We start from the raw sequence: 20,692 nt of genomic DNA on the forward strand, positions 1-20,692 counted from the left end.
GTACGCCGCCAGCGGCCGTTCCGCTCCCCGGGCACGAACCCGACGCGCTGATTTGTTTGGCGCCTCTCCCTCCGCCCCTGCCATGCGCCGACTGGCTCTCGCGCTCGCCCTTTTACTGGCCTCTGGCGCGCTCGCCTTCGGCGCATCTCTTGCGCCGCCGCGCACGCCAGAGGCGCGCTGGACGACGCCCGGCGGCGAGCCTGTGGAGGCAGTGGCCGGCTACCGCGTGGTGGACTACCGCGATGCAGGCGAAGGTGGCGGAGACTGGGCGCTTGTCGGACAGGGCCGCGCGGGCGGCAACGGCACGCGGCACCTGTTCATGGTGGAGGGGCCTCTGGCGGCTCGCGTCGCGCTCAGCGTCCCCTCCGAGGCCGTCGCGTTCATGATGGACGGGGACAGCAACGAGGGCTTCGCGACGTTCCTCATAGACGGCCAGGAGGTCGGCACGTGGGACATGTACAACCGCTCCATGCAGACGCTCGTCGTGACCGATCTCCCCATGCGGCCACACACGCTGGAGGTGCGCATGACCGGGCGCAAGAGGCCCACCTCGCGAGGCGTCCACGTGTCGCTGTACGGCGGCTCGGCGCTTGTCCGCGAGGTGATCGCGGCGCGCTGATGCTCTCTATTGCCCCGCCCGAGGCGCAGGCGCCCCCCGAGGTCCACACTGGGCGAGGGCGACCACTCCTCACCACCGCGAACCCGCCTCTGGCGCAGGCCCCCTCCGATACGCCTACCGAGTGCGCGCAAGGGACAAGAGAGCCACAAGCAGGAGCGCGCGGCTCACGCCCACTCCTCTGGCGCCAGAGGCTCCGCGTCCCAGAGCGCCTGGCTGAGCCCCTGCTGCCCCGCGTCGATGTGCAGCGCCACCAGCGCCGTCATGACATTGGAGAGCACCCCGGAGCCGACTGCGAGCAGCCCCACGGTGACAACGGCTTCCCCGCTCGTATCCAGTCCTTCCACGCCGCCCACGATTCCTCCCAGGATCAGCCCGGCGACCCACGCCGCCCACCACAGCGCCAAAAGGTGACCTCCCGCCGGCTCGTCCAACAACGTGCCGCTGGCGCCAGAGGCGTTCACCTCCTCGATCTCCCGCATCCGCTGGTAGGGCATGAACAGGCTCACGATGGGAATAAAGAACTGCGCCACGCCCCACCCTGGCGTCGTGTCCAAGGGGTACGCGCTCATGTCCTGCGCGAGCCGGTACGCGCCGTAAAACCAGTACATGAACGCGACCAGACCGGGCAGCGAAAGCAAAACCTCACCGGCCAACACGGCAACGGACCCCGGGTCTACCACGCCGAGGTAGCTCCCTCCGATCACGACCAGAGAGAAAACCGGGTACGGCACCTGAAGCGCTGCGGCGACGACGGCCCGGCGGTGCATTCCGGCCAGACGCTTGGGCTCCGGCGGCTCCACCCATGAGAGGTCTGCTCCCGAGAGCGCGAGATCAACGGAGGGGGCGGGCTCCATACAGGGGCGGGGGTGGACGCGCCAAGCTAACGGTGCCCGCGGCGGAGTCTAGCGGCGGCTTCCTCGCCAGAGGCCTCTGGCGCTAGAGCGCGAATCAACGCCAGAGGGCTAGCTACAGCCGGAACTGTCCGCGTACATACACCCCTCCACGGGCGACAAGCGTGGCCGAGCCGTCAATCTCTGTCTCCGGCGGTGGCAGTGAGAGAGGAGCGGACGAGACAGCCGAGACCATCAGCTTTGCACGACGTGTCAGCGGAATCCCGAACCCGAGGATCGTGTCGAGCTCGTGCGTAACGAACTGGCCTGCGTCCAGAACCTCGTCCTCTCGTATCACACGCACATCCGCGTAGCGAGATCGCACGAGTCGGGCGCCCAGGTGGAATGAGGTCTCCCCCTCTCTCGGCACCGAGGCCAAGCCCAGTTCGGCTGTCGAAAACGACGCTGTCCCCTCCACTCTGAACGGATACGCCACGCAGTTCAGCGAGAACCCAAAGCACGACTCCCCATCATCGATCTCGAACACCGTTCCTGCGCTCACGGCGCGGCGGCCCAGCCCCAACGCACCGGTGACCGAGAGTCTTGGCGAAAGCAATAGTGCGCCCGCAAGACCGACTTCGGCCTCCCATGTGCGCGCATATCCGCTCGGCTTGCGCCGCCCGTTCTCCTCTGTGGAATCGCCCACGGCCAACGATCCTCTGGCGTAGACCCCTACACTCTGGACCGGCGACCACATCACAGTCCCGTTCCCCACCAGCACGATAGGATCGAAGATCGAGAGGCGTGCGCCCGCGTCGAGAGAGACGCCGGGCTCATGTACCGCAGGCACCAGCGGCAACGCGTGACGCACCACAGCCGGGTGCGTGCAGCCGACCAGCGCGGCGCTCACCACCAGAACGGCTCCTCGCGTCCATGCCGCCAGAGGCCATCGGCGGGTCAGCGTCACAGCGCGAGGGCCTTTGCCGCGATCACGTGCTCCACGTCGCGGATGCGGTCCAGCGTGGCGGCGTCCGGCTCCCCGTCGAAGCGGATGCGAGCGCAAGCAGCCTCGGCGCCGGCGAAGATGAGGTTCTCCATCTCCTGAACGTTCCAGCCGGCTTCTCGCGCCACCTCCAGTACGCCCGCGAGCACGCCCACGCGGTCCAGGTGGCGGACCGTAAGCAGGTGCGTGGCCGGCGTCTGGTCCGCGAGGTTGACGCCGTTCTCGACGCGGCCCGTCTCGGCGTACGTCAGCACCACGCGTGCCGCCTCCTGCCCGATGGCTTCGGTTGCCTCGTCCGTGCTCGCGCCGACGTGGTGCGTGATGTAAACGCTCGGGTGGTCCTGCAGGGCGTAATCCCAGTCCTCTGTCTGCTTGTCCTGAGGCTCGTTCGCAGGCACGTCGGTCGCGAAGCGGAGTCCCTTCTCGTCCAGGCCTCTGGCGACGGCCGTCTCATCCACCACGTCGGCGCGCGAGGTGTTGAGCAGGAAGGCGCCCTCGCGCATGGCGTCCACGAACGCGTCGTCCACCAAGTGGCGCGTGTCCGGCGTGGAGGCGACGTGGACGCTCACCACGTCCGCCTGCCGGGCCACATCGAGCGGCGTCGCCGCGTGGTGGACGCCGAGATCGGCGGCGCCAGAGGCCGTCAGCGACCGGCTCCATGCCACGACGGGCATGCCGAACGCCTTGGCGCGCGTCACCATCTCGTGCCCGATGCTGCCCATGCCGATAAGGCCCAACGTGCGGCCCTGCACGCCCCTGGCGCCTGCGAACTCCTTCTTGTTCCACGTGCCGCCACGCGCCTCGGCGACGTTATCCGGGATGCGCCGGTCCAGCGCGAGGATCAACCCCCACGCCAGTTCGGCGACGGCCGCGGCGTTCTTGCCCGGGCAGTTGGCGACAAAGATGCCGCGGCGGCTCGCGCCGTCCACGCTGATCGTGTCCACGCCCGCTCCTGCGCGCACCACGAGTTCGAGGTTCGGGCTCGCGTCCAGCGCCTCTGGCGTCACCTTCGTGCTGCGCACGATGAGCACCTCGGGCGAGTGCTCGGCAAGAGCCGCGGTGAGGGCGTCGTCTTTGAGCGAGGGCTCAGAGATGAGGGTGTGGCCCGCCATCCGCAGCCGCTCCTGGGCAGCGGGGCTAAACGAGTCGGCAACGAGAATGGTCATGAACGGGAAAGAGGGAGAGGAGAGGCAAGGTGGGAAAGGGACGCGGCGGGACGCGGTTTCCCCATCCCGCCAGACTCCTTCCCGGATCCCTCTCTAAAAGCGGTGCACGAGCAGGCCGCTACGGAGCTTGGGCTCGAACCACGTGGACTTGGGCGGCATGAGTTCGCCTTCGTCCGAGACATCGAGCAGGTCCTCCGGGCTCGTCGGGTACATCGCGAAGGCCACGTCGCACTCGTCTGAATCCACGAGGCGCTCCAACTCTTCCGTGCCGCGGATGCCGCCGATGAACTGGATGTTCTCGTCGGTCCGGGGGTCGGTGATGTGCAGCAGCGGCTCCAGCACGTGCTCGCCGAGGCGCGCCACGTCGAGCGTGTCGGCGATGCCGTCGCGCGTCGTCTCCGGGAGCGTCATCCACAGCCAGCCGAACTCCACGCCGAGGTACACCCCGACAACGCCGGGCTCCTCCGGCTCCGCCAGAGGCGTCTCGACGAGCTCGCCGGTGCGGGCTTCGAGCTGCTGCAGAAACTTCCGCGCGCCGGCCGGTAGGTCCTTGATGGCGCGGTTGTAGGACAGGATCTCCATGTCCTCCATCGGGAAGAGGACCGCGAGGAAGTGCTGCGCGCCCTCGGCGCCGCTCTCCTTGGCCGCGCGAGAGGCCGCAGCCGAGCGGTGGTGTCCGTCGGCGACGTAGAGGTTGTCGACCTCGGCAAAGGCGTCCACGACGGCGCCCGGGTCCTTCATCTTCCAGATGGTGTGCTGCACGTAGTCCTTGGCGCGGAAGTCGAAAAGTGGCTCGCCCTCCATCGCCTGCGCCACGGCGTCGTCGATGTCCTCGTGCGCGCGGTAGGTCAGCATGACCGGCTCGGCGTGGGCCTCTTGCGTCAGGATGTGGCGCAAGCGGTCGTCCTCCTTATCGGGGCGCGTGAGCTCGTGCTTGAGGATGACGTCGTCGTCGTACTCCTGAGCGGAGACGAGGCCCATGATGCCGACCTGCGCGCGCCCGTTCATTTCCAAGCGATACACGTAGAGCGACGGCTCGGCCTCCTGCACGAAGTCGTCGCTGGAGGCGAGGCGGTCCAGCGCGGCGCGGCCCGCGGCGTAGACCTCGTCGGCGTGTTCGTCCGTGCCGGGAGGCAGGTCGATCTCGGGACGGATGACGTGGAGGAACGAGAGGTCGTTTCCGGCTGCGAGCTCTCGGGCTTCGGCAGACGAGATGACATCGTAGGGGACGGAGGCGACGCGCTCGGCGGCCTCTGGCGTGGGACGGAGGGCGCGAAACGGGCGGACGGTGGCCATAGGAGCGGGCAAAGCGCGCGATGCGCGGGGATGTAGCGGTGAATCTAGCCCCCGAAAGGCTTCCTCTCCACTTTCGCGCCACACCGTCTTCACCGCGAGACCACATCTAGTGGTTGACGGTCCCATCTGAGACCCGTACCTTGGGGCTCCACACTGCGGGGTGGAGAAGTGGTATCTCGTCGGGCTCATAACCCGAAGATCGTCAGTTCGAATCTGGCCCCCGCTACTACGCTCTACGGAGCGTCCGACGCCGACCCTCCCCAGGGTCGGCGTTTTTCGTGTCCGCCATCGGCAGAACGGAGCCGTACCGGTGAAGGGGGCACGAACTCAACGGGCTAGATAGACTCGATCCAGACAAGGCCCCTAGTTTGGACTCAGTCTAAACAAGTGCCTGTGCTCACCCCTCCCCGCTCCTGGCTTCTTGCCCTTCTGCTGGTCTCATCCGCGGCGATGGCCCAGAGCCCCCCGGCAGACAGTGCTGCGACCCCGTTCTCCATCCGCGGCTACGGCGTCATCAACTACGCCGCCTACGACTGGGAGACCGACCCGGCGCGACGCGCCGCCATCGACGTGGAGCGGTTGGTGCTCTACCCCACCCTGCAGTTGGCCGAGCGCGTGGCGCTCCGCGCAGAGTTCGAGATCGAGCACGCCGGGACGGGGGCGGCGCTGGAGTTCGACGTGTTCGAGGAGTTCGGCGAGTTTGAGCAGGAGATCGAGAAAGGCGGCGAGGTGGTGCTGGAGCAGCTCCACGTGGAGTTCGCGCTGCGACCGGCCTTCGGCGTCCGCGTGGGCAAGGTGAAGCTGCCCATCGGGCTCGCGGCCGTCAACGACGAGCCCAACGAGTACTACACCACGACGCGCGGCGAGGCCGAGGCGACGATCATCCCCAGCAACTGGTACGAGACCGGCGTGCAGGCGTACGGATCGCTCGGGCGCGCGGCCTACGTCGTCTCGCTCGTGAGCGGCCTCGACGCCAGCGGCTTCAGCTCGGCGAACTGGGTGCAGCGCGGCGGGCAGAGCCGGTTCGAGACCGTCAACGCCGACGACCTCGCGCTCCATGCGCGTCTGGACTGGGCGCCGGCCTCTGGCGTGCGCGTGGGCGCCAGCGGCTACGTGGGCGACAGCGCCGGCAACCGCCCGCGCCCCGACCTGGACGTCTCCGCGGTCGTGGCGATCGGGAGCGTGCACGGCGAGGTGCAGCGCGGCGCGCTCACGCTCCGCGGCGCGGCGCTCTACGGCCGCCTCGGCAACGCGGGCGCCGTCTCGCAGGCCAACCGCAACCTCCCCAACGCGCTCGGCGTGCGCCGCACACCCGTCGCGAGCGCGGCCTACGGCGTGGGCGTGGAGGCGGGGCTGGACCTCACCCAGGTCGTCCCCGCGCTCCGGGCCTCTGGCGACCGCTTGGACGTGTTCGCGCGCGCCGACGCCTACGACAGCATGGCCGAGGTGACCGGGGCGGTCTTCGACAACCCGCGCTGGCAGCGCACGGCCTACACCGCCGGCCTCAACTGGCGGCCCGTGGAGCCCGTCGTGTTCAAAGCGCACCTCAGCCGCCGCGTGCTCGGCACAGGCGCCGACCGGATCGAGGACACCGCCTCGCTCGGCCTCGGCTTCGAGTTCTAAACCCACACCTCCTTCGGCCTCCAGAGGCCGGCCTCCGTTTCCGGCCTCTGGCGCCAGAGGCCTCCCCACCTTTTTACGATGACCCGCTTTCTCCTCCTCTCCGCCCTCGCGCTGACTCTCGCCGCCTGCGACACCGGCGGCGGGGTCGGCACCGACGACGTCGAGGCGCGCCCGGCCCTCGAAAACGTCGCCGACAACGTGATCACGGCGACCTACGGCGACCTCGCCGCCGAGGCGGCCGACCTGGTGGTCGCCGTCAACGACCTCGACGCAGACCGCTCCGACGCGCGCCTCGCCCTCGCGCAACAGGCGTGGCGCGACGCGCGGGCGCCCTGGGAGCTGTCCGAAGGCTTCCTCTTCGGCCCCGTCGATACGGAGGGCCTGGACCCCTCGCTGGACAGCTGGCCCGTGAACCAGACCGACCTGGACGCCGTGCTGGCCTCTGGCGCGAGCCTCACCCCCTCCTACGTGGCGGGCCTGGAGGCCACGCTGCGTGGCTTCCACACCATCGAGTACCTGCTGTTCGGCGAGGACGGCGACAAGCGCGCGGCCGACTTCACGGACCGGGAGGTGCAGTACCTCGCCTCCGCGACGGCCGTCCTGCGCGACGACGCGGCCCGCCTCGTGACCCTCTGGATGCCATCCGGCGGCAATTATGCCGCCGAGATCAAAAACGCGGGCCTGAGCGGCAGCCTCTACGTGAGCCAGAACGCCGCCGTGCAGGAGCTCATCGGCGGGCTCATCACCATCACCGACGAGGTGGGCGCGGGCAAGCTCGGCGGCCCCTACGGCGACCGCTCGACGGCCGAGGAGGAGTCGCGCTTTAGCGGCAACTCCATCGCCGACTTCAGCAACAACATCCGCAGCGTCCAGAACGTGTACCTCGGCGCCTACGACGGGCGCAGCGGCGCCGGCCTGACGGACCTCGTGTCCGCGCGCGACGAGGCGCTCGACGCCCGCGTGCAGGCGGAGATCACGGCCGCTATCAACGCCATCGAGGCCATCCCGGCGCCGTTCTCGACGGCCATCTTCGAGAGCCGCCCCACGGTGCAGGCCGCCATCGACGCCGTGCTCGCGCTCCGCGCCACGCTCGAAGGCCCCGTCACCGCCGCGCTCCGCTAGCCCGCCCGACGGCCCCGCCAGAGGCCTCTGGCGTCCCCCCACAGCCTCTGGCGCCAGAGGCGCCCGCCATGCGCGTCCTCGCTCTCCTCGCCCTCGCCGTCTCGCTCGCCGCGTGCGACTCCGCCGCGCCCTCGGGCGGCGCCGAGCCCCTGGCGGGAGGCGCGACGACGGTCTTCGACGCCAGCGGCAACGGGTTCTCGACGCCGGCGCCCAACCTCTCGGCGGGGGACCTGGCGCTCCACCTCGTGGGCGACGCCGAGTTCGAGGCCACGTTCGTGACCGCGCCCGCGCCGGTCAACGGTGGGCTGGGGCCGGTCTTCAACAACACGTCCTGCATCGCGTGCCACGCGCGCGACGGCCGTAGCCGCGAGTCCCTGCTGCTGCGCGTGAGCCAGCGCGGGCGCGACCTCAACGGCGGGCCTCTGGCGGCGGATGGGTTCGGCCTCCAGGTGCAGGACCGCGCGATCCTCGGCCACCAGCCGGAAGGCACCGTGCAGGTGGCGTGGACCGAGCGCCGAGAGGTGCTGAGCGACGGGACGGTGGTGAGCCTCCGCGAGCCGGCGTACACCATCGGCCGGCCGCTGCACGCCCTCCCCTCCGAGGTCTCGCCGCGCTTTTCGCGCCCGGTCTTCGGCCTCGGCCTGCTCGAAGCCGTGCGCGAGAGCGACCTCTACGCACTCGCGCGGGCGCAAGAGGCCGGCGGCGAGGTGTCGGGCCGCCCCAACGTCGTCTGGGACCCCATCGAGGGGCGCATGCGGGTGGGGCGCTTCGGGTGGAAGGCGAACCAGCCCAGCCTGATTTCCCAGACCGTGACGGCGTACAGCGAGGACATGGGCGTGTCGTCGCCGTGGGCGCTGTCGGCCTCTGGCGAGGCCGAGATCGACCGCGAGACCGTGGAGGCGGTGACGTTCTACACCCAAACGCTGGGCGTGCCCGCGCGCCGCGGCGTGCTCGACCCGATGGTGGTGCGCGGCGAGAGGCTCTTCGCGAGCGTGGGCTGCGCGTCCTGCCACGCCCCGGAGCTCCGCACGGGATCCCAGACGGGCGTGGCGGCGGTCTCCAACCAGACGATCCGGCCCTACACCGACCTCCTCCTGCACGACATGGGGCCCGCGCTCGCCGACGGACGCCCGGACTTCGGCGCCAGCGGCAGCGAGTGGCGCACGCCGCCGCTGTGGGGCCTTGGCCTGACGCGCGTCGTCAACGGCGCCGAGGAGCTGATGCACGACGGCCGCGCCAGAGGCGTCGTAGAGGCCGTGATGTGGCACGGCGGCGAGGCCGAGGCCGCGCGCGAACGGTTCCGCGCGCTCTCGCGCGAGGAGCGCGACGCCCTCCTGGCGTTCCTGCGCTCGCTCTAGGCCCGCAGCGCGCGCGGCACCGCCTCTGGCGAGGCCGCACCACGCGGGCCGCTCTGTGACGTTTTCGAGGCGCGGCGTTCGGCTGCGCTCTCGGCCTGGTAATCGCGTAGCCTCCGGCGCCCGAAACCCCCGTTCGGCCTGCCGGCGGTAGCGTCGCGGCCGGCCTCTGGCGCCTCCCCCGCCCCCGATGCTCACCGCCCTCACCTGGCAGGCGTGGCTCACGCTCGCCGTCGTCCTCGGCCTCGTCGTCGCGCTCGTGCGCGACGTGGCGCGGCCCGAGCTCCTCCTCTTCGCCAGCCTCGCGCCGCTGCTCGCGCTCGGCGTGCTCTCGCCAGAGGACGCCTTCGCGGGGTTCTCCAACTCGGCGCCTCTGGCGGTCGGCGCGCTGTTCATCGTCGCCGCGGGCGTGCAGGCGACGGGCGCGCTCGCGTTCACGGACCGCCTCCTGTTCCGCCGCGGCGCCGGGCTCGCCGCGACGACGACGCAGATGATGGTGACGACGGCCGCGCTCTCGGCCTTTCTCAACAACACGCCGCTTGTCGCGATGCTGATGCCGCGCGTGCAGGCGTGGTGCGAGCGCGCGGGCGTCTCGCCGTCCAAGATGATGATCCCGCTCTCGTACGCCGCCATCGTGGGCGGCATGACGACGCTGATCGGCACGAGCACCAACCTTCTCGTCTCGGGACTGATGGAGGACGCCGGTCTTCCGGGGCTCGGCCTGTTCGGCCTCACGGCGGTCGGCGCGCCAGCGGCCCTCGCCGTCATCGCTTACTTCGGCCTGATCGGCCACCGCTGGCTGCCAGACCGCGGGCTGGACGGCGACGACGCGATGGTCCCGGCCGACTGCCTGTTCGAGGTCCGCGTCCCCGCCGGATCGCCTCTGGCGGGCGCGACCGTCGAGGACGCGGAGCTGCGGTCGCTCGGCGACGCGTTCCTCGTCCACATCAGCAGCGGGGATCAGACCGTCCCCGCCTCGCCAGAGGCCGTCTTGCGCGAGGGCGACGTGCTGCTGTTCACCGGCGACCTCGCCGCAATGGACCGGCTCCTGGCGCGGCTCGGCGTTGAACGTGCGGTGGACGCCGTGGAGCCTAGCGGGTTGCCCGTGTACGAGGCCGTCGTGGCGGCCGGGTCGCCTCTGGCGGGCGCAACGCTGCGAGAGGCGCGCTTCCGCGAGGAGTACGGCGGCGTCGTGCTCGGCGTGCGCCGCCGCGAGGCCGCACTCGACGGGCCTCTAGGCCGCACGCCGCTGCAAGAAGGCGACCTGCTGCTCGTGGAGGCGCCAGAGGCCTTTGCCGAGCGGTGGGGCCGCGACCGCGGCACGTTCTACGTCGTTGCGCCCGTGCGCGCCGCGCGGACCGTCGCCCGGCCCGCTCAGGCCGCGGCGTCGCTCGCCATTCTTGTCGGCGTGATCGGCGTCTCCGCCATTTTCGACGTCTCCATCGTCACGACGGCGTTTCTCGGCGCCGTCGCCACGATCGCGACCGGCTGCCTGTCGTGGACCGAGGCGCGGCGCTCGGTGGACCTCCCCGTCCTCCTCGTCATCGTGGCCGCGCTGGGTCTGGGAAAGGCCATCGAGCAGACCGGGCTGGCCGCCGCCCTCGCCTCTGGCGTCGCCGGCCCCGCATCCGCGCTCGGACCCATCGCCGTGATCGCCGCGGCCTACCTCGTGACAAGTCTGCTGACCGAGGTCATCACCAACAATGCCGCCGCCGCGCTCATGGTGGGCGTGGGTCTGGAGGCCTCGGCGGCGACCGGCGCCCCGCCAGAGGCCTTTGCGGTTGCGGTCGCGATTGCGGCCTCGGCGAGCTTTCTCACGCCCGTCGGCTACCAGACCAACATGATGGTGATGGCGGCCGGGCGGTACCGGTTCTCGGACTACCTCCAGAGCGGCGCGGCCGTCAACGTGATCGTGGCGGTGACGGCGCTCGCGATGATCTGGATCGTGTGGCTGTAGCCGGCCTCTGGCGCTAGAGGCGTCTCTGTTTTGAGAAGGCCCGGGCGTGAAGGCGGCGGGGCGGCGGGTTCCGCCTCCCCCTCCGTATTTTTGGCCCGTGACCCGGCTCCGCTCCGCGCTCCAGTTCGTCCTTGTTCTCGCCCTCGTGGCGAGCACGCAGGGGCTGCTCCTGGCGCAGAGCTCGTGGCTCGTCAACCAGGAGTGGATCGCGGAGGTGCTCTGCGAAAACCCCGAGACGGACTGCGACGGCAAGTGCCAGCTCATGGACCGGATGGAGAAGATGGGCCACGGCGAGCACTCGCACGACGAGCCCGCCACGCTTCTCGAACTGGCCCTCTCGGTGAGGGCCTCGGTCACGGAACGCACAGCGGCTCCGGCCCCGCCCAGCGCGGACGCCAGAGGCCCCGTTGCGCGAGATGTCCACGATTCCGGGAGGGAGGCCTCCCTGGGCGTTTTCCACCCCCCGCGGACGGAGACGACGGCGTAGCTGCCCTCGCCCTGGAGGCGAGGCGACGGCTCACGCCGCCCCATCGGATACGGCCGCACCGCTCGGCGCCCCGCCTCTGGCGCACGGCGCCGGATGCCGCGTGTGGCCGCGCTTCCGCATCGCTCTTGCCTCCGGCGTCGCCAGAGGCCGTCTCCCCTTTGCAGGCGCCCGGCGTCTGCACGCTCTCCGTACGCATGAACCTCCGCACGCTTGCGCCCACCGGCGCTCTTCTCCTCGGCCTCGCCGCCCTCCCCCTCACGGGCTGCGACTCCACCGACACTTCCGACCAGCCCGCCACGCTCCGCCTCGACGTGGAGCCCATGACCGGCTCCGACGCCTTCCAGGCCGCTCAGCCATTTACCGTCAACGGCATGACGGCTGAGCTCGACATCGCGCAGATGTACCTCTCCGGCATCACGCTTCTCCACGAGGACGGCCGCGAGATTATGCTCATGGCCGACGAGCCGATTACCGTCCGCGCGCAGGACGAGAACCAGACCGAGATCCAGCACACCGTCGAGAAGCGCTACGTCCTCGTGGACGCGGACGCGGGCAACACGCTCACGTCCCTCGGCGAGGTGCCCTCTGGCCGCTACACCGGCGTTCGTTTCCTTCTCGGCGTAGAGGGGCTGGACAACCGGATCGCGCCAGAGGATCTGCCGGCCGATCACCCGCTCGCGCCCCAGACGCAGACGATGCACTGGAACTGGAACGCGGGCTACGTCTTCCTCCGATTCGATGGCCTGCTGGACATCGACGGCGACGGCACGGTCGACGCTTCGACCGGAACGCCTCGCGACCCGGCGTCCGGCCAGTGGCGGATGCATGTCGGTGGCGCGGCCAACGCGCAGACCGTCACGCTCAACCAGAGCTTTGAACTGGAGGGCGGCGAGATGCAGGATCTCCACGTGCAGGTGGACCTGAACCGCATCGTGCAGGGCCTCGACTTCTCTGACGCCTCCAAGCGCTGGTGCATGACGGGCGGCTGCCAGGACGTGGTGGACGCCGCCAAGGCCAACGTCCAGGCGGCCTTCAGCATCCACGGCGTGCACGGCCACGGCATGTAATCCCATGCTGGCCCGCCTCTGGCGCGGCCCGTTTCTGCTGGCGGCCGTTCTCGCGATGGCCGCCAGCGGGTGTGACAGTTCCAGTCCCGAGCGCCCCGCGCTCGTGACGGTTCCGGTGCCACAGGGCTTCGCGCCCCTCCCTGTCCCCCCTCAGAACCCGCTCTACGCCGACCGCGTGGCGCTGGGCGAGAGGCTGTTTTTCGATCCCGTGCTCTCGCGGGACCGGACGGTCTCGTGCGGCTCCTGCCACCTGCCGGAGCTGTCGTTTTCGGATGGTCGCCAGAGGAGCGTCGGCGTCGGCGGGGCCACAGGCCTTCGCAACGCGCCCTCGCTGCTCAACGTGGCCTATCGCAAGAGCCTGTTCTGGGACGGCGGCGCGCTGTTCCTCGAAAGCCAGGCGCTCGTCCCGCTCGAAGACCCGCACGAGATGGACCTCGCGCCAGAGGCCGCATTGGAGCGGCTGCGCGAGCACCCGGAGTACCCCGTCCTTTTCGAGCGCGCCTTCGACGGCGACGGCCCGAGCGTCCAGACGCTGACCTACGCCCTCGCGGCGTACCAGCGCACGCTCGTGAGCGCGCCTGTGGCCTTCGACCGCTACCGAGCGGGCGATACCTCCGCCCTCTCGCCAGAGGCCCGCGACGGCCTCGCGTTGTTCCAAACGCACTGCTCCGCCTGCCACGCGGGCGCGCAGCTCACGACGGACGGCTTCGAGAACAACGGCACGTCCGTCACCGACGACGACCCCGGCCGCGAGCGCATCACGTTCGCCTCTGGCGACCGCGGCACGTTCCGCGTGCCCAGCCTCCGCGCCGTGGCGCGGACGGCGCCCTACTTCCACGACGGACGGTTCCAGACCCTGGAAGCCGTCGTGGCCCATTACGACGAGGGAGGCGACGGCACGCCGGGACAGAGCCCGCGCGTCCGCCCGCTCCGCCTGTCCTCTGGCGAGAAGGCCGCCCTCGTGGCCTTTCTCCAGACCCTCGACGACCGTCCCGCTGCGGTCGACCGATCCCCGACCCGATGAGACGACACCGCCCCCACACCGCGCCGCCCCTGCCCGACGCCTCTGGCGCCAGAGGCTCGGTCCTGCCTCCGGCGGAGGCAAAAGAGCGTCGGCGTTCGTCGTCAGCGCCGATCCCTCCGACAGCGCCCCCTGTACACTCCACGAACGCGCTGGACGGGCGCGATGGTCGAGGCGGGCTCCCTCCCTGCGATTCTGAAGCGAGCGGCTTCCACCGACGCTCAACACCCTGGATTCCCGCCTTCGCGGGAATGACGAGAATGGGGCTGAAGAGCCAGAAACCGGAGATCTCCGCGAGCACCGTACACCCAGTACGCGGAAGCCTCCTCCGGGGCGCGGGTTCCGCTCGCGCACTCGCGACGTGTCTGCTGATTCTCGTCGCCGGGTGCGTCCCGGACGGGCTGGAGGACTTCGACTTCCAGGGCCTGCAGCCGCCCCCACCGCCTGACGAACTAACCGGCGACGCCCTCGTCGGCACAGCCTCTGGCGGTGGTCTGGACGTGGAGCTCTACGCCGCCAGAGGCGGCGCGCACCTGGGCTACGTGCGGCTCGGCCTCCGCGTCGCGCGCTCCGGCGAAGCGGTCCGCGACGCGCGCATCGTGATTTCGGCCACGCCAGAGGCGGGACCCGCCTCTGGCGTCGCGCTGCCGGTGGAGAACCCCGCGACGGCCGCAGACGCCGACGGCTTCTTCCGCGGCGCCGCGTTTCTCCTCACGCCCGACACGACGGCCCGCGACTTCACCATTCGCGCGAGCGTCGAGACGCTGGACGGGGCCTCTGGCGAGGTGACGTTCGCCGTCGAGGCGCGCAACGACCTGTGGATGCAGAAGGACGGCGACCTGCTCGTTTCGTGGATCGACCCGCTGCGGCCCGTCGTGGGCAACAACCTGTTCACGGTCGCGGCGCTCCGCTGGACGGGATCGGCCTTCGTGCCTGCCGACGGGCTCGGCGCCGACCTCTATCCCTACATGGACATGGGCGGCGGCGACGGCCACTCGACGCCGCACAGCGCGCCAGAGGCCCTCGGCGATGGGCGCTACTCGTGGGACGTGGACTTCATCATGTCGGGCGGATGGGAAATGACCGTCACCCTCACCCCGCCCGGCGAGAGCGACGCGACCGCCCGGTTCGTGGGCTACACCGTGTACGACCAATGACCCGCCTCCTCCCTCTCCTCGCGCTCCTCCTGCTCGCCTCTGGCGCCTCCGCGCAAGAGGTCACCGGCCGCGTGCTGGACTCCGAGACCGACGCCCCCATTCCCGGCGCGACGGTCCGCGTGGACGGCACCGCCAGAGGCGCCGCTGCCGACGCGGACGGCCGCTTCCGCCTCGCGCTCCAACGCGGCGACACCATTCTCCTCGTCACCGCCATCGGCTACGCGCCCGAGCGCGTGCACGTCCACGGAACGCAGCCTCTGGCGATCCGCCTCGCGCCAGAGGCCACGCAGTTCGACGGCGTGACGGTTGAGGGCGAGCACACGGTCGCGGGCGCCCCCTCGGCGCCGACGCGGACGCCAGGGACGACCGAGGACCTCCTCGGCCGGCTGCCCGGGGTGAACATGATCCAGCGCGCCAACTTCGCCTCCGAGCCCGTCGTGCGCGGCTACCAGGGCGGGCAGATCAGCCTCACCATCGACGGGATGCCGGTCTACGGCGCGTGCGTGGACAAGATGGACCCGGCCTCCAGCTACGTCGAGCCCGAGAACCTGCGCGCCGTCTCGGTCTCGAAGGGAGCCTCGGATCTCGCCAGCGGCTCCCAGATCGGCGGGTCGGTGGACCTCGCGACGCAGCGCCCTACGTTCGGCGCGCCTCTGGCGATGCAGGCCGAGAGCGGCGTCGAGTCCAACGGCATGGCGCGACGCGTGCGTGGTGCCGCGAGCGGCAGCATCGGGCCTCTGGCGCTGAGGGTCAGCGGCTCCTACCGCGGCTCTGGCGACTACGCGCCGGGCGGCGGCGAGACGATCGAGACCTCGGGCTACGAGAAGCGCAACCTCGCCGCGGCGGCCTCGCTGCGCCTCGGCCGCGCCCACCAGCTCACGGCGCAGCTTATCACAGACGACGCGTGGCTCATTGGCTACCCGGCGCTGCTCATGGACGCCGTGCTCGCGCAGGCGCGCATCGGAAGCCTCGGATACGAAGGCAGCGCCCCGGGCCTCCACCACCTCGAGGCCAAGCTCTACGCCAACCGCGTGGATCACTACATGGACGACCGCAACCGGAACGTGCTCGCGCGCGAGGTGATGCGCGGGATGTACATGCCGATGGGCGGCTACACCGAGGTGGTCGGCGCGCAGGCCGAGGGCATGACGGTGTTCGGCGCGACGGGCCTGACGCTCACGGCCGACGCCCACCGCCTCCGCCAGTTCGGCGACATGACGATGTACAGCCTTTACCCCGGAATCCGGGACATGGTGCTGCTCAACGTCGGCGACGTGACGGCGCTCAACGGCTCGCTCACGCTCAAAGCCGAGCGGCCTCTGGCGGACCGCCTCACGGTCTCGGCCTCGGCTCGCGTGGACGGGACCGCGCGCGATGTGAGTCTGGAGGCCATGCGCCAGCTCTTCGAGCGCCGCACCGGCTCGTCGGACGTGGCGCGCCAGAGGCTCGTGCCGAGCGTGAACGCGATGGCGAGCTATTCGCTCACGCTCCAAACGCACCTCCGCCTCACGCTCGCGGACGCGGGCCGCCTGCCGACCGTCGTGGAGCAGTACGGCCACTACGTCTACAACTACGTGGACGGCTACTTCTACACCGGCGACCCGGACCTGAAAACGGAGCGGAGCCGCCAGATCGAACTCGGCGTCGCGCACGCAGGCTCGCGCATCGCGCTAGAGGCCTCAGCCTACGCGCATCAATTGTCCAACATCGTCGTGGGCCTGGCCGACCGCGACGTGGTGGCGGGCCTCGCCGGCTCCACCTACCGCTTCCGGCTCTACGACAACGTGGACAGCGGCTGGATGGCGGGCGGCGAGATCAGCGCACTCGCGCCGCTGGGCGGCGGCCTCGAAGCCGTCGCGAGCGTGTCCGCGGCCTACGGCCAGAACACGACGCTCGACGAGCCTCTGCCGATGATTCCGCCCGTCGGCGGCGTCCTCGCGCTGCGCTACGACCGACGCCCGCTCTTTGCCGAGGTCGAGACGCGATGGGCGCTCGCCCAGAACCGCGTCTCGCGCTTCACCTACGGCGAGCGCGCCACGGACGGCTTCGCCGTTTTCGCCCTCCGTACAGGATGGCGGCCCGCCTCTGGCGCCCTGAGTAGCCTCCGTCTCCAGGCGGGCGTCGAGAACGTGCTGGACACCTTCTACCAGGAGCACCTCGCGATCTCGGACCTCGCCGCCAGAGGCCGCAGCGCGTACCTCACGGTGGGCGTCGACCTGTAGCCTCTGGCGCGCTGGGTGGGCACCCCCCCGCCGCTGTCGCGGCAGCCCCCCTCACGGTGCGAGGGGGGCTTGTCGTATCGGGGAGCTTCGTGCCCGTCCGAGGCTTTGATTTCTCCCGGGCCTTCCGCATTCCCGTCCCCCCTTGCTCTGCGAGGGGGGACAGCCGGAGCGCAGCGACGGCAGGGGGGTGCCGAGGCCTGACCGCCAGAGGCGCCTTATGTCTTTCGCAATTCGCCAGAGACCTCTGGCGCCTCCGCTACCGCCCGCCGGATCGCCGCGAGCACATCGTCCGGCTGCTCGAACACCGTCCGGTTCTCGAAGCGGAGCACGCGGATCCCGTGCGTCTCACCGAGCCACCGTGTCCGCGCGTCGTCGTAGTCCTGTGCCTCTGGGGAGTCGTGAGCGGCGCCGTCCAGTTCCACTGCGAGGCGGACCTCAGGGCAGTAGAAGTCCAGCACGTACCGCCCGACGCCGTGCTGGCGCCGGAACCGCACGCCCAGCGCCTTGTTGCGCAACCCCGTCCACAGCGCCCGCTCGGCAGGTGTCGCCTCGCGGCGGAGGTGCTGCCGAATGGGCTTCTGAGCCTTGCGGTTGAACCGTCGCATCCCGCAGGGTACGGCGGCCGTCGCCTCTAGCCTCTGGCGCCGGAGCCCCCTGGCGCCGAGCTACGCCGATCCGCCCGCCGACGCCAGAGGCTTCGCGACCGTCACGTGGAAGCACGGCTGGCGCACCTCGCGGAGCGTGAGCAGCACGCCCTCGTTCTCCAACTCAATCAGCGCGCGGCCCAGTTCGGCCTCCAGGATGCCCGCGTACTCATGCGCCATGCGGTCGGCCCAGGCGCGCTCCATCGCGTCCAGCTCGCGCGAGAGGTGGCCTCTGGCGAGAACCGAGACCGAGTCCGGGAGCACCGGCCGCGCCAGAGGCTGAGCGGGCGTGTAGCGGTAGCGGTAGCGGCGGTAAGCGATGTCGAACGTGGTCCCAAACTGGTGGCTGGAGGTGCCGCTGGCGGCGTTCGAGTTCCTCTGGCGCAGCTCCGCCTGGTACTCGGCGCTCCGGTGCGCGGACGAGACCACGAAGCGGTACGCGGGCAGACCGGCCTCGGCCAGACGGGACTGGAAGCGCACGCCGATGGAGTCCAGCGCCGCGAGGGCGTCCGGCGTGAGGTGCCCGCGCCGGGCCACGTAGTACGGGTTCTCGAACGCGAGCCACTCCAGGTCTTCCCTCGCCTCGGCCTCTGGCGCCTCGGGATCGATGCCCAGGCGGCGGGCGGTGGAGACGTGGCTGCGGTTGAGCGAGCGGCGCAAGAGGCGCGTCTCGCGGCCCGTCAGCGAGTCGATCGCAGCAAAGGCCGACTCGCGTTCGGCGAGCGTCGCGGCAAAGTCGGCGCGGGCGTCCACGAGCGCTTCGCGGTCGGCGTCGCTCATCAGCGCCTCTGGCGAGAGCGCGGACGCGAGCGAGTCGCCAGAGGCGCCGATCCAGCCGACTCCGGCGAGGACGAGCGAAAGCGTGAGGATCCATCCAGCGATGGAGCGGGCGGGATGGCGTCGGTGGGGATCGGCGGGTCGGGTCGGCACGGTGTGGGGAGGCGTTTCTTCCCTAACGTGTGCGGGCTATGTATTCGCGCCCTCGTGGCCTGTTTTTCGCGCCTCATGGGCACGCCCTCTCCGGCGCCAGAGGCACCTCGCGAGAACCCCCGGCGGGCTCGGCGGTAGGCCTGGCCCCTCTCCCCCGCCCCATGAGCGCGTTCGTCCGGCTTCAGAAGATCCTCCCCCAGCACGGCCTCTCGCGCGCGATCGGCCGCCTTGCCGCATCCGAGGCCCCGTGGGTGCGCGGCCCGCTGATCCGCGCCTTTGCCAAGGCCTACGACGTGGACATGGCGCAGGCCGAGCGGCCGGACCTCGCGGACTACCGCTCGTTCAACGACTTCTTCAGCCGCGCCCTCACGCCCGACGCGCGCCCCATCGACCCCGCGCCAGAGGCCATCGTCAGCCCTGCCGATGGGGCGGTCAGCCAGACCGGCACCATCCGGGAGGGGAAGCTTCTCCAAGCCAAGGGCATCCAGTATTCCTTCCGCGCCCTTGCCGACGTATGCGCGTGGCCGTCTTTCGAGGGCGGCGCCTTTGCCACGGTCTACCTCTCCCCCAGCGACTACCACCGCGTGCACCTGCCTCTGGCGGGCCGCCTGGTGCGGACGGTCGCGATCCCGGGCAAGCTGTTCTCCGTCAACGCCACGACCGAGGCGGGCGTCCAGGGCCTGTTCGCGGTCAACGAGCGGCTGGTGATGGAGTTCGAAACCGAGCACGGCCGGATGCTCGTCATCATGGTGGGCGCGATGGTGGTCGCGAGCATCGAGACGGTTTGGGACGGCCCGGCCTCGCCCTACCGCCAGAGGCAGATCACCGAGCACGACCTCGCGTTCGAGACCGGCGCCGAGATCGGGCGTTTCCTGCTCGGCAGCAGCGTCGTCCTCGCGTTCGAGAAGGACCGCGCGATCCTGGACCCGGCGCTGGCCGCGGGCACCGTTCTCCGCATGGGCGAGCGCATCGGCACGGGCGCGTAAGGGCCTCTGGCGCCACCTCTACGCGGTTCTGCCCAAGAGCGCACAGATCGGCCCGGAGCGCCCCGGTATCTTTGACGCCCACCCGAGTTCATGACTGTGCGAGTCACCATCCGCGACGTTGCCCGCCAGGCGGGCGTTTCCATCTCCACCGTTTCGCGCGTCCTCAACGACACGTGCGCGGTCAACGAAGAGAAGCGCCGCCTCGTCATCGACGCCGCCGAAACGCTCGGGTACACGCCCAACCCGGCCGCCAGGAGCCTCCTGAGCAAGCAGACCGGAGGGCTCGGCGTTTTGCTCCCGTTCATGAGCGGGGAGTTCTTCTCCGAGCTCCTCAACGGCCTGGACGAAGCGGCTCAGGAAAACGACCTCTTCCTCCTCGTCTCCACCTCGCACCGCCGGCCAGCCGAGTTCCAGAAAGCCATGCAGGCGCTGGACAAACGGGTAGACGGCCTCATCGTGATGGCGCCGGAGCTCGACGCCAGCGGCACCGCCTCCATCCTCAAAACGGAGACGCCGGTCGTGCTCATCAACACCTATGCCGAGGGCGTCACGGCCGACGTGTTCAACTTCGACAACTTCGAGGGAGCTCGGGCGCTCACCCGCCATCTCCTCGACGTGGGCCATCGGCGGATCGCCCTGATCCAGGGACCGCTCCACTCGGGCGACGCCCGCCAGCGTGCCGACGGCTACCGCGCCGCGATGGCCGGGGCCGGCGCCGAGCCTCTGGCGGTGGCCGGCGGGTACACCCGAGAGGCCGGGGCCGAGGCCGCGCAGGCCCTCGCCGGGCTGGACCCTCTGCCCACAGCGGTGATCGCCGCCAACGACTACTGCGCGATGGGCGTCATCAGCGCCTTGCGTGACCTGGGGATTTCGATCCCGGACAAGATTGCCGTCGCGGGCTTCGATGGGCTCGCCAGCGCGCAGTACACCTTCCCGCCGCTCACGACCGTCCGCGTGCCCATCGCCGAGATCGGCGCGCGTGCCGTCTACCGCCTCGTGGAACGGCTCCGCGGAGACGCGTCTCCGCTTCAGCAACACACCGTCCCGGTCGAGGTCATCGTGCGGGAGTCCACGGCGCGGCTGAGCCCCGCCTAACCCGGGCCTCTGGCGCCAGAGGCCGCCGGCCACGTCTTTCTGTGGTCCTGTTTGCGCAGGTCTCGGAACCTGATTCTGCCGTCCGGCCGTAGGAGCCTTATCGGCGCGACAG

The 20,692-nt window shown here is 70.5% G+C and carries 18 protein-coding genes and 1 tRNA gene; 13 read left to right on the forward strand and 6 right to left on the reverse strand.

The genetic code is table 11. The annotated features are described in order from the left end of the window. Positions 1–82: 82 nt before the first annotated feature. The gene (locus tag BSZ36_RS11345) at positions 83–619 is read left to right on the forward strand and encodes a hypothetical protein (RefSeq protein ID WP_094549007.1); all 537 of its coding nucleotides are present in this window, start codon (positions 83–85) and stop codon (positions 617–619) included. A 164-nt stretch (positions 620–783) separates the two neighbouring features. Here BSZ36_RS11345 and BSZ36_RS11350 read toward each other — a convergent pair whose 3' ends face one another. The 4 genes from BSZ36_RS11350 to BSZ36_RS11365 all read right to left on the reverse strand — a co-directional run bounded on the left by BSZ36_RS11350 (position 784) and on the right by BSZ36_RS11365 (position 4,914). Then, positions 784–1,473, reverse strand: coding sequence for a DUF4328 domain-containing protein (locus BSZ36_RS11350; RefSeq protein ID WP_094549009.1), 690 nt, complete (start codon positions 1,471–1,473; stop codon positions 784–786). Between the two features lie 112 nt (positions 1,474–1,585). After that, complete coding sequence (locus tag BSZ36_RS11355) at positions 1,586–2,416, reverse strand: hypothetical protein (protein ID WP_143536869.1); 831 nt, start codon at positions 2,414–2,416, stop codon at positions 1,586–1,588. Next, the gene (locus tag BSZ36_RS11360; RefSeq protein WP_094549013.1) at positions 2,413–3,618 is read right to left on the reverse strand and encodes an NAD(P)-dependent oxidoreductase; all 1,206 of its coding nucleotides are present in this window, start codon (positions 3,616–3,618) and stop codon (positions 2,413–2,415) included. The genes BSZ36_RS11355 and BSZ36_RS11360 overlap by 4 nt, the downstream gene beginning before the upstream one ends. Positions 3,619–3,711: 93 nt before the next feature. Continuing rightward, a complete protein-coding gene (locus tag BSZ36_RS11365; protein WP_094549015.1) occupies positions 3,712–4,914 on the reverse strand; it encodes a DUF1015 domain-containing protein in 1,203 nt (400 codons plus the stop codon). A 154-nt stretch (positions 4,915–5,068) separates the two neighbouring features. On the opposite strand from BSZ36_RS11365, the gene BSZ36_RS11370 reads away from it, so the two are divergent. The 10 genes from BSZ36_RS11370 to BSZ36_RS11415 all read left to right on the forward strand — a co-directional run bounded on the left by BSZ36_RS11370 (position 5,069) and on the right by BSZ36_RS11415 (position 16,925). Then, positions 5,069–5,140, forward strand: a tRNA-Met gene (locus BSZ36_RS11370). A gap of 167 nt (positions 5,141–5,307) precedes the next feature. Continuing rightward, positions 5,308–6,537, forward strand: a complete 1,230-nt coding sequence (locus BSZ36_RS11375; RefSeq protein ID WP_143536870.1) for a porin family protein — start codon at positions 5,308–5,310, stop codon at positions 6,535–6,537. A 78-nt stretch (positions 6,538–6,615) separates the two neighbouring features. After that, a complete protein-coding gene (locus BSZ36_RS11380) occupies positions 6,616–7,659 on the forward strand; it encodes an imelysin family protein (RefSeq protein ID WP_094549019.1) in 1,044 nt (347 codons plus the stop codon). 68 nt (positions 7,660–7,727) lie between these two features. After that, positions 7,728–9,017: a di-heme oxidoreductase family protein gene (locus BSZ36_RS11385; protein WP_094549021.1), complete on the forward strand. Its 1,290-nt coding sequence runs from the start codon at positions 7,728–7,730 to the stop codon at positions 9,015–9,017. A gap of 187 nt (positions 9,018–9,204) precedes the next feature. Beyond that, entirely contained in the window at positions 9,205–10,971 is a 1,767-nt protein-coding gene (locus BSZ36_RS11390; protein WP_094549023.1) for an SLC13 family permease, read from the forward strand. A 97-nt stretch (positions 10,972–11,068) separates the two neighbouring features. Then, positions 11,069–11,458: a hypothetical protein gene (locus BSZ36_RS11395; protein ID WP_094549025.1), complete on the forward strand. Its 390-nt coding sequence runs from the start codon at positions 11,069–11,071 to the stop codon at positions 11,456–11,458. 125 nt (positions 11,459–11,583) lie between these two features. Continuing rightward, entirely contained in the window at positions 11,584–12,525 is a 942-nt protein-coding gene (locus BSZ36_RS11400) for an MbnP family protein (protein ID WP_143536871.1), read from the forward strand. Positions 12,526–12,529: 4 nt separating this feature from the next. After that, positions 12,530–13,549, forward strand: coding sequence for a cytochrome-c peroxidase (locus tag BSZ36_RS11405; RefSeq protein WP_094549029.1), 1,020 nt, complete (start codon positions 12,530–12,532; stop codon positions 13,547–13,549). A 257-nt stretch (positions 13,550–13,806) separates the two neighbouring features. Continuing rightward, complete coding sequence (locus tag BSZ36_RS11410; protein WP_094549031.1) at positions 13,807–14,703, forward strand: hypothetical protein; 897 nt, start codon at positions 13,807–13,809, stop codon at positions 14,701–14,703. Continuing rightward, complete coding sequence (locus BSZ36_RS11415; protein ID WP_179271155.1) at positions 14,700–16,925, forward strand: TonB-dependent receptor; 2,226 nt, start codon at positions 14,700–14,702, stop codon at positions 16,923–16,925. Before BSZ36_RS11410 ends, BSZ36_RS11415 begins: the two co-directional genes overlap by 4 nt. A gap of 215 nt (positions 16,926–17,140) precedes the next feature. Here the strand turns inward: BSZ36_RS11415 and BSZ36_RS11420 are convergent, their stop codons facing one another. Next, on the reverse strand, positions 17,141–17,530 hold the full coding sequence (locus BSZ36_RS11420) for an endonuclease domain-containing protein (RefSeq protein ID WP_094549035.1): 390 nt from the start codon (positions 17,528–17,530) through the stop codon (positions 17,141–17,143). Positions 17,531–17,590: 60 nt separating this feature from the next. Beyond that, a complete protein-coding gene (locus tag BSZ36_RS11425) occupies positions 17,591–18,499 on the reverse strand; it encodes a DUF5715 family protein (protein WP_094549037.1) in 909 nt (302 codons plus the stop codon). A gap of 161 nt (positions 18,500–18,660) precedes the next feature. On the opposite strand from BSZ36_RS11425, the gene asd reads away from it, so the two are divergent. Then, positions 18,661–19,485 (forward strand): archaetidylserine decarboxylase, encoded by an 825-nt coding sequence (gene asd / locus BSZ36_RS11430; protein ID WP_094549040.1) that lies wholly within the window; start codon positions 18,661–18,663, stop codon positions 19,483–19,485. A 96-nt stretch (positions 19,486–19,581) separates the two neighbouring features. Further along, positions 19,582–20,580 carry a LacI family DNA-binding transcriptional regulator gene (locus BSZ36_RS11435; RefSeq protein WP_179271156.1) on the forward strand — a complete coding sequence of 333 codons (999 nt, stop codon included), beginning with the start codon at positions 19,582–19,584 and terminating at the stop codon, positions 20,578–20,580. Positions 20,581–20,692 lie beyond the last annotated feature (112 nt).

The organism is Rubricoccus marinus (assembly GCF_002257665.1).
GTDB classification, from domain to species: Bacteria; Bacteroidota; Rhodothermia; order Rhodothermales; family Rubricoccaceae; genus Rubricoccus; species Rubricoccus marinus.

Excerpts from the sequence above, each read along its gene's own strand:
- BSZ36_RS11345 (WP_094549007.1), top strand. The coding sequence starts at position 83 with ATGCGCCGACTGGCTCTCGCGCTCGCCCTTTTACTGGCCTCTGGCGCG.
- BSZ36_RS11350 (WP_094549009.1), bottom strand. The coding sequence starts at position 1,473 with ATGGAGCCCGCCCCCTCCGTTGATCTCGCGCTCTCGGGAGCAGACCTC.
- BSZ36_RS11360 (WP_094549013.1), bottom strand. The coding sequence starts at position 3,618 with ATGACCATTCTCGTTGCCGACTCGTTTAGCCCCGCTGCCCAGGAGCGG.
- BSZ36_RS11365 (WP_094549015.1), bottom strand. The coding sequence starts at position 4,914 with ATGGCCACCGTCCGCCCGTTTCGCGCCCTCCGTCCCACGCCAGAGGCC.
- BSZ36_RS11380 (WP_094549019.1), top strand. The coding sequence starts at position 6,616 with ATGACCCGCTTTCTCCTCCTCTCCGCCCTCGCGCTGACTCTCGCCGCC.
- BSZ36_RS11385 (WP_094549021.1), top strand. The coding sequence starts at position 7,728 with ATGCGCGTCCTCGCTCTCCTCGCCCTCGCCGTCTCGCTCGCCGCGTGC.
- BSZ36_RS11390 (WP_094549023.1), top strand. The coding sequence starts at position 9,205 with ATGCTCACCGCCCTCACCTGGCAGGCGTGGCTCACGCTCGCCGTCGTC.
- BSZ36_RS11405 (WP_094549029.1), top strand. The coding sequence starts at position 12,530 with ATGCTGGCCCGCCTCTGGCGCGGCCCGTTTCTGCTGGCGGCCGTTCTC.
- BSZ36_RS11410 (WP_094549031.1), top strand. The coding sequence starts at position 13,807 with ATGGGGCTGAAGAGCCAGAAACCGGAGATCTCCGCGAGCACCGTACAC.
- BSZ36_RS11415 (WP_179271155.1), top strand. The coding sequence starts at position 14,700 with ATGACCCGCCTCCTCCCTCTCCTCGCGCTCCTCCTGCTCGCCTCTGGC.
- BSZ36_RS11420 (WP_094549035.1), bottom strand. The coding sequence starts at position 17,530 with ATGCGACGGTTCAACCGCAAGGCTCAGAAGCCCATTCGGCAGCACCTC.
- asd (WP_094549040.1), top strand. The coding sequence starts at position 18,661 with ATGAGCGCGTTCGTCCGGCTTCAGAAGATCCTCCCCCAGCACGGCCTC.